This is a genomic window from uncultured Anaerotruncus sp. (assembly GCF_902490045.1).
Lineage (GTDB): Bacteria > Bacillota > Clostridia > Oscillospirales > Ruminococcaceae > Anaerotruncus.
This window is the reverse complement of the sequence record NZ_CABUCJ010000066.1, coordinates 1-13,602: the sequence shown is the minus strand read 5'-3', so window position 1 is coordinate 13,602 and position 13,602 is coordinate 1. Positions and strand designations below refer to the sequence as shown.

Annotated in this window: 11 protein-coding genes; 7 read left to right on the top strand and 4 right to left on the bottom strand. The window is 61.5% G+C overall.

Features of this window, described 5'->3' with window-relative positions:
- Positions 1-26 precede the first annotated feature (26 nt).
- On the bottom strand, positions 27-1,025 hold the full coding sequence (locus tag RDM88_RS08255; RefSeq protein WP_308754384.1) for a GGGtGRT protein: 999 nt from the start codon (positions 1,023-1,025) through the stop codon (positions 27-29).
- Between the two features lie 21 nt (positions 1,026-1,046).
- Complete coding sequence (locus RDM88_RS08250; RefSeq protein WP_308754383.1) at positions 1,047-1,739, bottom strand: hypothetical protein; 693 nt, start codon at positions 1,737-1,739, stop codon at positions 1,047-1,049.
- Between the two features lie 344 nt (positions 1,740-2,083).
- On the opposite strand from RDM88_RS08250, the gene secA reads away from it, so the two are divergent.
- Together secA and typA are read left to right on the top strand one after the other, a co-directional pair.
- Positions 2,084-4,819 carry a preprotein translocase subunit SecA gene (secA, locus tag RDM88_RS08245; protein WP_308754382.1) on the top strand — a complete coding sequence of 912 codons (2,736 nt, stop codon included), beginning with the start codon at positions 2,084-2,086 and terminating at the stop codon, positions 4,817-4,819.
- A 264-nt stretch (positions 4,820-5,083) separates the two neighbouring features.
- Entirely contained in the window at positions 5,084-6,913 is a 1,830-nt protein-coding gene (typA, locus tag RDM88_RS08240) for a translational GTPase TypA (protein ID WP_308754381.1), read from the top strand.
- 336 nt (positions 6,914-7,249) lie between these two features.
- On the opposite strand, the gene RDM88_RS08235 is transcribed toward typA, so the two are convergent.
- A complete protein-coding gene (locus tag RDM88_RS08235) occupies positions 7,250-7,501 on the bottom strand; it encodes a DUF6809 family protein (protein WP_308754380.1) in 252 nt (83 codons plus the stop codon).
- A 111-nt stretch (positions 7,502-7,612) separates the two neighbouring features.
- Here RDM88_RS08235 and RDM88_RS08230 point away from each other — a divergent pair, with 111 nt between their 5' ends.
- Positions 7,613-7,804 (top strand): Arc family DNA-binding protein, encoded by a 192-nt coding sequence (locus tag RDM88_RS08230; RefSeq protein ID WP_308754379.1) that lies wholly within the window; start codon positions 7,613-7,615, stop codon positions 7,802-7,804.
- 159 nt (positions 7,805-7,963) lie between these two features.
- On the opposite strand, the gene RDM88_RS08225 is transcribed toward RDM88_RS08230, so the two are convergent.
- The gene (locus tag RDM88_RS08225) at positions 7,964-9,034 is read right to left on the bottom strand and encodes a hypothetical protein (RefSeq protein ID WP_308754378.1); all 1,071 of its coding nucleotides are present in this window, start codon (positions 9,032-9,034) and stop codon (positions 7,964-7,966) included.
- A 332-nt stretch (positions 9,035-9,366) separates the two neighbouring features.
- Here RDM88_RS08225 and RDM88_RS08220 point away from each other — a divergent pair, with 332 nt between their 5' ends.
- The 4 genes from RDM88_RS08220 (at position 9,367) to RDM88_RS08205 (ending at position 13,339) form a co-directional block, all read left to right on the top strand.
- Positions 9,367-9,678, top strand: coding sequence for a hypothetical protein (locus RDM88_RS08220; protein ID WP_308754377.1), 312 nt, complete (start codon positions 9,367-9,369; stop codon positions 9,676-9,678).
- Positions 9,679-9,682: 4 nt separating this feature from the next.
- The gene (locus RDM88_RS08215; RefSeq protein ID WP_308754376.1) at positions 9,683-10,723 is read left to right on the top strand and encodes a V-type ATPase subunit; all 1,041 of its coding nucleotides are present in this window, start codon (positions 9,683-9,685) and stop codon (positions 10,721-10,723) included.
- Between the two features lie 128 nt (positions 10,724-10,851).
- The gene (locus tag RDM88_RS08210; RefSeq protein ID WP_308754375.1) at positions 10,852-12,828 is read left to right on the top strand and encodes a V-type ATPase 116kDa subunit family protein; all 1,977 of its coding nucleotides are present in this window, start codon (positions 10,852-10,854) and stop codon (positions 12,826-12,828) included.
- A gap of 67 nt (positions 12,829-12,895) precedes the next feature.
- Complete coding sequence (locus tag RDM88_RS08205) at positions 12,896-13,339, top strand: ATP synthase subunit C (RefSeq protein WP_374045435.1); 444 nt, start codon at positions 12,896-12,898, stop codon at positions 13,337-13,339.
- Positions 13,340-13,602 lie beyond the last annotated feature (263 nt).

Here is a 13,602-nt window from a genome sequence, read left to right as displayed (position 1 = left end):
CACGGCTCTTTTCCAAAGCGGAAAACTTACTTGAAGGATTCCTCGACGGCGACGGCGCACGCGACGGTCGCGCCGACCATGGGGTTGTTGCCCATGCCGATGAGGCCCATCATCTCGACGTGAGCCGGGACGGAGGAGGAGCCGGCGAACTGCGCGTCGCCGTGCATGCGGCCCATCGAGTCGGTCAGGCCGTAGGAAGCCGGGCCGGCCGCCATGTTGTCGGGATGCAGGGTGCGGCCGGTGCCGCCGCCCGAGGCCACCGAGAAGTACTTGACGTTGTTCTCGTAGGACCATTTCTTATAGGTGCCCGCGACGAGGTGCTGGAAGCGGGTCGGGTTGGTGGAGTTGCCGGTGATCGAGACGTCGACCTTCTCGTGCTTCATGATGGCCACGCCCTCGAGCACGTCGTTGGCGCCGTAGACCTTGACCTTGGAGCGCTCGCCGTCGGAATAGGGGGTTTCGCCGATCACCTTGAGCTCGCTGGTGGCGAAATCATAGTCGGTTTCCACATAGGTAAAACCGTTGATTCTGGAAATGATATAAGCGGCGTCCTTGCCCAGGCCGTTGAGGATGACGCGCAGCGGCTCCTTGCGGGCCTTGTTGGCGTTGCGGGCGATGCCGATCGCGCCCTCCGCCGCGGCGAACGACTCATGGCCCGCCAGGAAGCAGAAGCACTTGGTTTCGTCGCGCAGCAGCATGGCGCCGAGGTTGCCGTGGCCGAGGCCGACGGCGCGGGTCTCCGCGACCGAGCCGGGCACGCAGAACGCCTGCAGGCCGATGCCGATCGCCTCGGAGGCGTCCGCGGCCTTTTTGCAGTTCTTCTTGATCGCGACGGCGGTGCCGAGGGTGTAGGCCCAGACGGCGTTCTCGAACGCGATGGGCTGCACGCCCTTGACGATCTTTTCCACGTCGATGCCTTTGGCAAGGCAGATCTCTTTTGCATCTTCAAGGGAAGACATGCCGTATTCAGCGAGACACGCGCTGATTTTGGGCATCCTTCTCTCCTGTCCTTCAAACTTTGCCATGTGTGTTACCTCCCTCTCCTCTTATTCTTCACGCGGGTCGATGTATTTGGGGGCGTCGGCGTAGCGGCCGTAGGTGCCGATGTTCTTCTCGAACGCCTCCTTGGGGTCCGCGCCGTGGCGGATGTCCTCGAGCATCTTGCCGACCTTGACGAACTTGTAGCCGATGGCCTCGTCGTTGTTGTCGACGGCGACCGAGAGGATGTAGCCCTCGGCCAGCTCAAGATAGCGCACGCCCTTGGCGTTGGTGGAGAAGATGGTGCCGACCTGGGAGCGGAGCCCCTTGCCGAGGTCCTCGAGGCCCGCGCCGATCGGGAGCCCGCCCTCGGAGAAGGCGGTCTGGCTGCGGCCGTAGACGATCTGGAGGAAGAGCTCGCGCATCGCCACGTTGATCGCGTCACAGACGAGGTCGGTGTTGAGGGCTTCCAGGATGGTCTTTCCGGGGAGGATTTCGCCCGCCATCGCGGCCGAATGGGTCATGCCCGAGCAGCCCAGCGTCTCAACGAGCGCCTCCTCGATGATGCCGTTTTTGATGTTGAGGGTGAGCTTGCAGGCGCCCTGCTGCGGCGCGCACCAGCCCACGCCGTGCGTGAGTCCGGAGATATCCTTGATCTCGTAGGCCTTTACCCACTGGCCCTCTTCGGGAATGGGCGCGGGACCGTGCTTGGGTCCTTTGGCGAGAACGCACATTCTCTCCACTTCATGAGAATAGTTCATATCGGTACTCCTTTCGGTTTGTTTACTGGGGTTGTCCAATCTTTATTATATTAGTTTGTCAAGGCTTTATCAAGGGGATTGTTCAGCTTTTGTTCACGGTTGCAAAACAAAATAGGCCTAATTTTTGGATTTTTTTTGGTTATAATAAGCAGAGATGCGCCCGCCCGTCCGCCTCCCTCTGTGGAGGGGCCCCAAACCGGCCCCGCAAGCGGGAAAACGTGGTTGACTTTGACAGCGGGCGGGAGTAGAATGTACAAGTTAAAGTATACGCATTTCCGGCCTGCCGCGGCTTTTTTTGAAACGGCATGGGAGGGTCCGCGCGTATCAGAGTATGAGGTGACAAAATGGGTATTTTAAACAAGGTCTTCGGGACCTATTCCAGCAGGGAGATCAAGCGCGTCCTGCCCCTCCAGCAGAAGGTGCTTGAACTGGAGGAAACCTACCGGGCCATGAGCGACGACGAGCTCAAGGCGATGACCCCCAAGCTGCGGGAGCGCATCGCGCAGGGCGAGCCGCTCGACAGCGTGCTGCCCGACGCCTTCGCGGCCTGCCGCGAGGCGTCCGACCGCGTGCTGGGCATGCGGCACTTCCCCGTGCAGGTCATCGGCGGCATCATCCTCCACCAGGGCCGCATCGCGGAGATGAAGACCGGCGAGGGTAAAACCCTTGTCGCAACCCTGCCCGCCTACCTGAACGCGCTGACCGGCAGGGGCGTGCACATCGTCACGGTCAACGACTACCTGGCCAAGCGCGACTCCGAGTGGATGGGCAAGGTCTACCGCTTCCTCGGCCTCACGGTCGGGCTGATCGTCCACGGGCTCACGACCGCCGAGCGGCGCGAGGCCTACGGCTGCGACATCACCTACGGCACCAACAACGAGTTCGGCTTCGACTACCTGCGCGACAACATGGTCATCTACAAGGCGGACAAGGTCCAGCGCGGGCACAACTACGCGATCGTCGACGAGGTCGACTCGATCCTCATCGACGAGGCGCGCACCCCGCTGATCATCTCGGGCCAGGGCGACAAGTCGACCGACCTCTATGAGAAGGCCGACCGCTTCGCCCGCACCCTCAAATGCTACCGGGTGGCCGAGGCGGACTCCAAGGAGGAGCACGACGACGTCGACGGCGACTACATCGTCGACGAGAAGGCCAAGACCGCCACGCTGACCGCCTCGGGCGTCAAGAAGGCGGAGGAATACTTCGGGCTCGAGAACCTCACCGACGGCGACAACATGCAGATCCAGCACCACGTCAACCAGGCGATCAAGGCCCACGGCATCATGCAGCGGGACGTCGACTACGTCGTCAAGGACGGCGAGGTCATCATCGTCGACGAGTTCACCGGCCGCCTCATGCTCGGCCGCCGCTACAACGAGGGCCTGCACCAGGCCATCGAGGCCAAGGAGGGGGTCAAGGTCGAGCGGGAGAGCAAGACGCTCGCCACGATCACCTTCCAGAACTTCTTCCGCATGTACGACAAACTCGCCGGCATGACCGGCACCGCCCTCACCGAGGCGGATGAGTTCATGGAGATCTACAAGCTCGACGTCGTCGAGATCCCGACCAACAAGCCCATCCAGCGCCATGACCACCCCGACGTCGTCTACAAGACCGAGACCGCGAAGTTCCACGCGGTCATCGAGAACATCGTCGAGTGCCACGGCAAGGGCCAGCCGGTGCTGGTGGGCACCATCTCGATCGAAAAGTCCGAGCTGCTTTCCCAAATGCTCAAGCGCCGCGGCATCAGGCACGAGGTGCTCAACGCGAAGTACCATGACAAGGAGGCGGAGATCGTCGCGCAGGCCGGCAAATACGGCGCGGTGACGATCGCCACCAACATGGCCGGGCGCGGCACCGACATCATGCTCGGCGGCAACGCCGAATACCTCGCCAAGGCGGACCTGCGCCGCGAGGGCTACGACGAGGAGACGATCAACGAGGCGACCGGCTTTGCCGACACCCACAACGAGGAAATCCTCGCGGCCCGCAAGCTCTTCCGTGAGAAGATGGACCAGTACCGGGCGGAAATCTCCGCCGAGGCGGAGAAGGTCCGGGAGGCGGGCGGCCTCTTCATCATCGGCACCGAGCGCCACGAGTCCCGCCGCATCGACAACCAGCTGCGCGGCCGTTCCGGCCGCCAGGGCGACCCGGGCGAAACGCGCTTCTTCATCTCGCTTGAGGACGACCTCATGCGGCTCTTCGGCGGCGAGCGCATCCAGAATATGATGGATATGATCGGCGCGGAGGACGACATGCCCATCGAGGCGAAAATCCTCTCCAACTCGATCGAGTCGGCCCAGTCGAAGGTCGAAACCCGCAACTTCGGCATCCGCAAAAACGTCCTCCAGTTCGACGACGTCATGAACCGCCAGCGCGAGGTCATCTACTCCCAGCGCGACAAGGTGCTCGACGGCGAGGACATCAGCGGCATCATCCGGAATATGATCGGCGAGACGATCGATTCGGTCGTCGACCGCTACCTCGTCGACAAGGAGGTCCACGACAACTGGAACCTCGAGGGCCTGCGCGATTACTTTATGGGCTGGCTGACCACCCACGACGACCTGCGCTACACCACCGAACAGCTCGGCGAAATCACCGACGACGAGATCAAGCGCCAGCTCAAAGAGCGCGCGGAAAAGCTCTACGCCGCGCGCGAGGAGCAGTTCACCTCCCCGATCATGCGCGAGGTCGAGCGTGTCGTGCTGCTGCGCAACGTCGACACCAAATGGATGCAGCACATCGACGACATGGAGGAGCTCAAGCGCGGCATGTACCTGCGCTCCTACGCCCAGAAGGACCCGGTTGTCGAATACCGCATCGAGGGCTTCGATATGTTCGACGCGATGATCGAGTCGATCCGCGAGGATACCGTCAAGCTGATGTACACCATCCAGCTGCGCACCAACCAGGAGCCCAAGCGCGAGCAGGTCGCCAAGCCCGCCCAGGAGGGCTTCGGCAGCGACGGCACCATCCAGAACAAGCCCCGCTCGGTCAAAAAGGTCGGACGCAACGATCCCTGCCCCTGCGGCAGCGGCAAGAAGTATAAAAAGTGCTGCGGCCGCGACGAGTGACGAGAGAGACGAAAAGAAAGAAGGGCCGCCCGCCGGGCGGCCCTTCCTTTTTGACGCTTTTGAAAAAGCGCCGCAAAACTTTTGATGCAGGCCGGCCGCGCGGCCTCCCCGGCGGCGCCGTCCGTGCGGAAGGATTTCGCCCTGCATCAGCAAAATCACCAGAATTAGCGGGTTTTTCTTGACAACATGCTTGTTTGGCGGTATGATACCAAGGTAAAAATGTCGAATGAATGTGCCGGAGAACGGCAGATGGGATGCATGTGTATGAATATCAAGAGGGAAGATTTACGCAACATTGCAATTATCGCGCACGTCGACCACGGTAAGACGACGCTGGTCGACGGGATGCTGAAACAGTCGGGCACCTTCCGGGAGAACCAGGCGGTGCAGGAGCGCGTGATGGACTCGAACGACATCGAGCGGGAGCGCGGCATCACGATTCTGGCGAAGAACGCCTCCGCGGAATATAAGGGCGTGAAGATCAACATCGTGGACACCCCGGGACACGCCGATTTCGGCGGCGAGGTGGAGCGGGTGCTCAAGATGGTGGACGGCGTGCTGCTGCTCGTCGACGCGGCGGAGGGCCCAATGCCCCAGACCCGGTTCGTGCTGAGCAAGGCGCTCGACCTCGACCTCGCGGTCATCGTGGTCATCAACAAGATCGACCGCCCCGACGCGCGCGTCTACGAGGTGGTCGACGAGGTGCTCGAGCTGCTGATGGACCTCGGCGCGTCCGACGCGCAGCTCGACAGCCCGATGGTCTTCTGCTCCGGCCGCGACGGTACGGCCTCCATCTCCCCCGAGGTGGCGGGCACCGACCTGCTGCCGCTCATGGACACGATCGTCGACTACATCCAGCCGCCCCAGGGCGACCCCGAGCTGCCCACCGCGGTGCTCGTCTCGTCGATCGACTATAACGACTATGTCGGCCGCATGGCGGTCGGCCGCATCGAGCAGGGCACCCTGCGGGTCAACGAGCAGATGAACGTCTGCGACTACCACGACAAGGAGCTGCTCAAGCAGGGCAAGATCACGGCGATCTACCAGTTCACCGGCGTGGGCCGCTCCCAGGTCGAGTCGGCCACGGTCGGCGACATCGTCATGTTCTCGGGCATCGAGGACATCAACATCGGCAACACCGTCTGCGCGGCGGGCAGCAGCATCGCGCTGCCCTTCGTCAAGATTTCCGAGCCCACCGTGGAGATGACCTTCTCGGTCAACACGAGCCCCTTTGCGGGCCGCGAGGGCAAATTCGTCACCACCCGCCAGATCCGCGACCGCCTCTACCGCGAGCTGCTGCGCGACGTCTCCCTGCGCGTCTCGGACGGCGACACCGCCGACAGCTTCGTCGTCTGCGGGCGCGGCGAAATGCACCTGTCGATCCTCATCGAGAACATGCGCCGCGAGGGCTACGAGTTCCAGGTCAGCACCCCCAAGGTGCTGCTCAAGACGATAGACGGCGAGCTGTGCGAGCCGTTCGAGGAACTGACGATCGACGTCCCGGCCGAGTCCTCCGGCTCGGTCATGGAGAAGATGGGCCCCCGCAAGGGCGAGCTCCAAACGATGGAGCCGGTCGGCAGCCGCATGAAGATGACCTTCGTCATCCCCGAGCGCGGCCTCTTCGGCTACAAGAGCGAATTTTTGACCGACACCAAGGGCGAGGGCGTCATGAATACCCTCTTCCACGGCTACGCCCCCTATAAGGGCGAGATCCCCCGCCGCCAGAACGGTTCCCTCATCGCGTTCGAGACGGGCGAGACGATCACCTACGGCCTCTATAACGCGCAGGAGCGCGGCACCCTCTTCCTCGGCGCGGGCGAGCCGGTCTACGCCGGCCAGGTCGTCGGCATGTCCCCCAAGAACGAGGACATCGCCGTCAACGTCTGCAAGAAAAAGCAGCTCACCAACACCCGCGCTTCCGGGTCGGACGACGCGCTCCGCCTCATTCCGCCGCGCCGCTTCTCCCTCGAGGAGTCCCTCGAGTTCCTCAGCGACGACGAGCTTTTGGAGGTCACCCCCAAGAGCATCCGCATCCGCAAGAAGATTCTGGACCACGCCCAGCGCATGCGGGAGCAGATGAAGAAGAAATCTTAAATTCAGTATTTTTGAGCGGGCCCGGTGGGGCCCGCTCTTTTTTGTTCTTAGATATGCCGCTCACCGAGCGGTGGAGCTTGTCGGTAGTCGGCCGACGGCGGTTTTAGATATGCCGCTCATCGAGCGGCGCAGTTTGTCGGTAGTCGACCGACAGCGAGTTCCTTTCTTGTTCGCCCAAGAAAGGAACCAAAGAAGGGCGCCAAAGGACCCTCCGCCGGGTCCTTTGGAATCCCCGGGAGTACCTTGCCATAACCCGGGAACTGCCGCCGCTCCCCAAAGGTACACTAGCTGAGGGCTCAACCTAATCTCGATTCTCCCAACAGGAGAAACGCGCGGTCAGGTATACAGCGCCTGCGCGATGCGCGCGCCCAGCCTGAAACCGGAACGGAAGCCGCGAAGCGCATACGCCCCGCACACCACCGCTAACTGGTCGGTGATATGATCCAGCCTCTTTTGATCCTCCATCCCCAGCCGGCGCCAAAGCAGTGTGCACATCTCCATCATTTCCTTTTCCTCGGGAATGGGACCAAGCTGTTCCGACGGGTAGACTTCCCCTTCATATAGCGCCTTTAAAATATCGTTGTCCATAAATGCATCCCTTTCATAAAAAAAGTGAGGTCACCTTCATTATAAGGTGACCTCACTTTGAAGTCAAGAGCAAATCAAAAGGTATATAATCTTTTTAAGGTGACATCACCTATGAAAGGGGAAGCCAATATGCCTTCAAGCTTGCCGCATTTTACCCTGCGCATCAATCCAAAGCTAATGCAGAAACTTCGTTACATCGCCGAGGGGAACGGAAGATCTGTCAACAAAGAAACCGAGGCCTTGATAAAGGCCCATGTAGAGGCTTACGAAAAAGAGCATGGCCCCATAAACGCAGACAAATAAAAGCGGCCGCCCGGGAGGGCGGCCGCTTTATCATGAATGCACGGCAATAGGAGGGGGCACACGGGGGAGGGTCGCCGACCCTCCGCCCGTGAGGCGCACGCGCATCGGCTTGTCCGATCGCGAGGCCATTTGCGGTCGGGAACCGCAAATGGCGTGCGCCTAGTAGTCCCAATAGCTGTCGGGCATTTCTTTCTTCTCGCGGGTCTCCACAGGCAGCGGGCAAGAAGCCAAAATATCCTTCAGCTGACTGTTTTCCTCGTCCCAATCCTTGTCGGAAATCTTGAAGGTGCTCTTGAGCTTGCTCTGGGTGTACCACTTGCCGGTATCGAAGGTCTTCCCATCGATTTTTACGGTCTTGTCCGTGCTGTTCCGGCCGAACATATACTCGGTGTACTTGTCCTCCCAGTTGTTGCGCTTTTTCTCATACTGGCTCTCCAGGCGTTCGTCCTTCTTGTCCTGCGCCTCGGAGGAGAGCTGGCGGATGATGTAGCTGCCGTCGTAGAGGGTGACGTTATCCCACTCGACCATCTGCGGGCGGTCGTAGTTGTAGACGTTGAGCGCGATGAAGGAGGGATAGACGTCCTTGGTGGTCAGCGTGCAGTTGCCGAGCTTTTTCTCGTCGAAGTAGTAGGTGAGCACGCCGTTGTTGGCCTTGATGAGCAGGGAGTGCCAGCCATCCTCCACGGTGAGGTCCTCGGTCTCCTTGTCGCCGTTGACGAACCGGGTGGCCATGCCCCAGCTTCCCTGCGCTTTCGGGTTATAATATTTGAGCACGGGCGCGCCGGAGCCGCCCTTGACGAGCGCGATGGCGGGCGAGGAATTCTTGAGCGCGTTGCCGTCGCCGTCCACGAGGTCGACGCGGAACTCGGCGCGGCGGCGTCCGTCGCTCGACGAGAACCAGTTGTCATCCACGTTGATCTTCACGGTCGCGGTCCAGGTGTTGCTCGAGGGCATTTCGACCGGGAGCTTTTTGCCCTGGAGGGCGTAGTATTTGTCCTTTTTATCGTCCGCGCGGTATTTGTAGTAGCCCTTGGGCCCCACGGAGAGATAGAGCTTGCCGTCGGAACGGTCGAACTCCTCCGGCTCATACCGGTCGGTCACCCACTTGTCGGCCGATTTGGCGCTGGTGCTGAAGGTGTCGCTGGTGATGATCGCGAGCGCCGACGCCGGCGCGGAAAGCACCATGACAAGTACCAGCAGCACGCTGATGGTCGCTGTCAATTTTTTCATAGTCGAATCCTCCCTCAGAACTTGGCAGCCGTACTGGTGCCTGTCTATATTCACTATCAGTATAACAATTAGTATAATGAAAATCAAGGAAAACAAGGGATTTTTCTGCGGGAAATATTGCCTGATTTTGTGGTGCGCGTCCCAAACCATGTGAAGTTTGACAAAAATACCGCCGGACGGACGGAAATTTGGGTTGAGCGTCACAGAAAGCGGGCAAAAACCGCGGCGGGCCCAAAATCCGCTTGCAAAAGCAAAAAAATGAGACTACACTAAGGAAACAATCAGAATGGGGCACTAGCCCCCTTCCATCTTCCGGCGAAAGGGATGGTGCTGTGGAACGGGTCATCAAGAATCTGGTGGAATATGACAAGCGCGGCCGGCGGCTTGTGGAAGAGGCGGAAGAGGAGCGCGGCAGCGTGCTGGCGCACATGGACGATTATAAAAAGGAGCTCGCGAAGCAGTACCGCGAGCGGGAACGGGAAAAGGTGGAGCAGTTCCGCCAGCAGGCCCAGATGGAGAAGGAGGAGGCCCTCTCCGCGGCGCGCGCGCGCCACGAGGAGGCGCTCGGCCGCCTGAAGGCAAACTACCAGAAGAACAGCGCGCGGTGGGTCGCCGAAATCGTGGACCGCTGCATCGGGGGGTGACGCCGTGGCGCAGTATGCAAACGCGGTGATCTCCAAGGCGCGCGCCATGTACGGGCAGATGCTCTCCCCCGCCCAGTACGACGACCTCCTGCGCAAGCAGAGCGTGCAGGAGATTTCCGCCTACCTGCGGGAGAAGACCCCCTACCGCGCGGCGCTGGAGGGGGTCCAGGACAGCACGATCCACCGCCGCCAGCTGGAAAACCTGCTGCACAGGGACCTCTTTTACCAGTATGTGCGGCTCGCGAAATATGTCCGCGAGAAGGACAGCATCTACCAGTACATCGTCATGGACCTGGAGATCGAGCTGATCCTTTCCAGCCTGCGCAACATCATCTCCGACGGGCAGGAGGACTTTGTCGCCTCCCTGCCGACCTTCATGCAGCCCTACGCGAGCTTCAACATCCTGGGGCTGGCGGGGGCGCGCTCCCTCGACGAGGTGATCGGGGCGGTGGCGGGCACGGTCTACGAGCCGGTGCTGCGCCGCTGCCAGAAGCAGTATCCGCCGGACGGCAACACCCTGCGCTACACCCGCTACGAGCTTGCGCTGCGCACCTGCTATTTTTCCACGCTGCTCGAACGGGCGAAGCGGGAGACGCGCGGCAGGGCCTCCGCCGAGCTGCGGGAGCTGATCACCATGCGCGCGGAGCTGATGAACCTCAACACGATCTACCGGATGAAAACCTATTTCGGGGCGGATTCCGGCCGCATCCGCGTGACGATGCTCCCCTTTTACAGCCGGCTTCGGCCGCGCCAGCTCGAGGAGATGGTCAGCGCGCGGGACACGCAGGCGTTTTTGCAGCTGCTTTCCGCCACCCCCTACGGCCGGCGGATCGATCCGGAAGCCGGCTTCTTCGAGGGGGAGACGGACGGCGTGCGCTACCGCGCCACCCGCAGGCTGCTCCGCTTTTCGACCAGCCCGGAGGTGGTGTATACGGCGTTTATGCTGCTGCGCAGCATGGAGACGGAGGACATCGTGCGCATCATCGAGGGCGTCCGCTACGGGCTCCCCCCCGAGAAGATCGAAAAGCTGCTCTATAAGGCATAGCGGACGACCAGGCGAAGGACCGATTCAAACGCGAAGGACCGGCCGGCCCCCGTGGGGCGGGCATTACAAATATCCCGGGGGGACCGGCGGGGGCCGGTTCCCGTCTGCCGGAGAAAGGGCGGATTTACATGTCGATAGCCAAGCTGGCGCTGGTGAACATCGTCGGCGATATGAAAAACCTCGACGACGTCATCATACGCTGTTTGGACAGGGGGGATTTCCACCCCGAGCCCTCGCAGCAGGCGGCGGGGGGCATCCGCGGCTTCACGCCGCTGTCGGAGGAAAACCCCTACGCCGACGCGCTGCAGAAGCTGACCGACGCGGGCGTGGCGGCGGGGCTCAACCCCAAGTACATGCCGGAATATGTGCGCAGCGACAAGCTCTCCCGTGTCGCGGCGCACAGCCAGCAGTACTACGAGGATTTTTACAGGACCTTTTCCGAGGGGCTCGGCGCCCTGCGGGAACGGATGAACTTTTTGCAGGGGGAGATCGACCAGGACGAGGCCGCGCTGCTGATCCTCTCCCACCTGGCGGAGCTCGACGTCGAGTTCGACGAGCTCTTCACCTGCAAGTATATTAAAATGCGCCTGGGGCGGCTGCCGCTCGACAGCTACCAGAAGCTCTCCTTTTACGCGGGAAAGCCCTTTATCTTCAAATCGTTCGACACGGAGAAGGAATACCGCTGGGGCGCCTACTTCTGTATGGCTGAGGACGCGCCCGAGATCGACGACATCTTCTCCTCCCTCTATTTTGAACGGATGCGGGTCCCCTCCTTCATCCACGGCACCCCCGGGGAGGCGCTCGCCCGGCTGCGGGAGGAGATCGACGCCAACCGGGAGCAGCTCGCGGCGGCCAAAAACCAGTTCCAGGAGCTGGTGGACGCCCAGCGGGACCGCTACTACAAGCTCTACACCCGGCTGAAATTCCTCTCCGATTCGTTCGACATGCGCAAGTACGTCTCCGTACTGAAACGGGAGTTCATCGACGTATTCTATATCACCGGCTTTATCGAGGAGAGCCGCGCGGACGACTTTGCAAAGAGCCTGCGGCAGCTGCCCGACGTGACCGTCGAGGTCAAGCCGGACGACTCGGACAAACGGCTTCAGCCGCCCACCAAGCTCAAAAACGGCTGGTTTTCCCGCCCGTTCGAGATGTTCGTCGAGATGTACGGCCTGCCCGCCTACGGCGACTTCGACCCCACCCCCTTCGTGGCTTTCACCTATTCCCTCCTCTTCGGCGTCATGTTCGGCGATCTCGGCCAGGGGCTGGTGCTGGTGCTGGGCGGGTGGCTGCTCTGGAAGTTCAAACGGTTCCAGATCGGCGCGGTCGTCAACCGGATCGGCATCTTCTCCTGTATTTTCGGGGCGCTCTACGGGTCGGTGTTCGGCTTCGAGGAGCTGCTCACCCCCTTCTATGTGAACGTCCTGCACCTGCCCGGCAAGCCGATCGAGGTCATGGCCCCCGAGAACACCAACCTCATTTTGATCGCGGCGGTCGCGCTCGGCGTGGTGCTCATCTGCACCTGTATTTTGATGGATATCTTCTCCAGCCTCCACAGGCGCGACTATGAACGGGCGTTTTTCTCCGCCAACGGCGTCGCGGGATTTGTCTTTTATGGCGCGGTCCTCTTCGGCGCGGTCATGATGTTCCTGGCGGGCAAAAACTATTTCACCCACCTCTACGTCATCCTGCTGATCGTGCTGCCGCTCGCGGTCATCCTGCTCAAGGAGCCGCTCGGCAACCTGCTGAAGGGGCTGGGCGCCAGGCCGGAGGAGGGCATGGGCGCCTACCTGACGGTCGCGCCCTTCGAGCTCTTCGAGGTGGTGCTCAGCTTTTTCTCCAACACGATGTCCTTCCTCCGCGTGGGCGGCTTCGTGCTCAGCCACGCGGGCATGATGGCGGTCGTCTTCACCCTCTCCGAGATGGTCGGGAGTGCCGCCAGCCCCGCGGTCATCATCATCGGCAACCTCTTTGTGATGGGCATGGAGGGTCTCATTGTGGGCATCCAGGTCCTCAGGCTCGAGTTCTACGAGATGTTCAGCCGCTATTTCGACGGCGACGGAAAACCCTTCTCCCCCGTCACGGTAAAGGGCTCGGAAAAGTGATCTTTTCATCCGACACGTCTCTGCGCCCCCGGGCGCGGATACCAATTTGATTTGGAGGTAATTTGTGATGCTGTTTGTGATTGCTACCGCCGCTGTGATCGCGGCCACCCTGCTGCTCATCCCCATCGTCAAGGTCGGGTCCACCACCGGTGCCAGAAGGCGCGTGCTTGCCAACGCGGGCGTTTTTCTCATTGCCACCCTGCTGATGATCATGATGGCGGTCGGCGTTTCGGCCGAAGCGCCCGACGCCGGCACGGCCCCGGACACGGCCGCCGTCGAGGCCGCCCCCGCTCAGAACAGCCAGGGCATGGGCTATCTCGCCGCCGCGCTCGCCACCGGACTCAGCTGCCTGGGCGCGGGCATCGCGATCGCTTCCACCGCGCCCGCCGCGATCGGCGCGTTTTCCGAGGACCCCAAGGCGTTCGGCAAGGCGCTGATCTTTGTCGTCCTGGGCGAAGGCGTCGCGCTCTATGGGCTGTTGATTTCGATCCTGCTCATTAATAAGCTCTGATTTGCCGCTCATGAAGCTTCGCAGTTTGTCGGCGACCGGCCGACGGCGGCTTTAGATTTTCCGCTCATCGGGCGGCGGAGTTGCCGGGAGGCCTCCCGGCGGTTTTGGATTTTCCGTCCAGCGAGCGGAGGGCTTGTCGGTAGTCGACCGACAGCGACCCTATTTCTTGTACGGACAAGAAATAGGGGAAAGAAGCCGCAAGGGGAGACCCCCTTGACCCCCGCGCCGCCTCCGGTTGGCCTTCGGCCAAAGTCGGCGGCGCC

What these genes read in the sequence shown, in the direction of transcription:
- RDM88_RS08255 (WP_308754384.1), bottom strand. Translation starts at nt 1,025, where the DNA reads ATGGCAAAGTTTGAAGGACAGGAGAGAAGGATGCCCAAAATCAGCGCG.
- RDM88_RS08250 (WP_308754383.1), bottom strand. Translation starts at nt 1,739, where the DNA reads ATGAACTATTCTCATGAAGTGGAGAGAATGTGCGTTCTCGCCAAAGGA.
- secA (WP_308754382.1), top strand. Translation starts at nt 2,084, where the DNA reads ATGGGTATTTTAAACAAGGTCTTCGGGACCTATTCCAGCAGGGAGATC.
- typA (WP_308754381.1), top strand. Translation starts at nt 5,084, where the DNA reads ATGAATATCAAGAGGGAAGATTTACGCAACATTGCAATTATCGCGCAC.
- RDM88_RS08235 (WP_308754380.1), bottom strand. Translation starts at nt 7,501, where the DNA reads ATGGACAACGATATTTTAAAGGCGCTATATGAAGGGGAAGTCTACCCG.
- RDM88_RS08230 (WP_308754379.1), top strand. Translation starts at nt 7,613, where the DNA reads ATGAAAGGGGAAGCCAATATGCCTTCAAGCTTGCCGCATTTTACCCTG.
- RDM88_RS08225 (WP_308754378.1), bottom strand. Translation starts at nt 9,034, where the DNA reads ATGAAAAAATTGACAGCGACCATCAGCGTGCTGCTGGTACTTGTCATG.
- RDM88_RS08210 (WP_308754375.1), top strand. Translation starts at nt 10,852, where the DNA reads ATGTCGATAGCCAAGCTGGCGCTGGTGAACATCGTCGGCGATATGAAA.
- RDM88_RS08205 (WP_374045435.1), top strand. Translation starts at nt 12,896, where the DNA reads ATGCTGTTTGTGATTGCTACCGCCGCTGTGATCGCGGCCACCCTGCTG.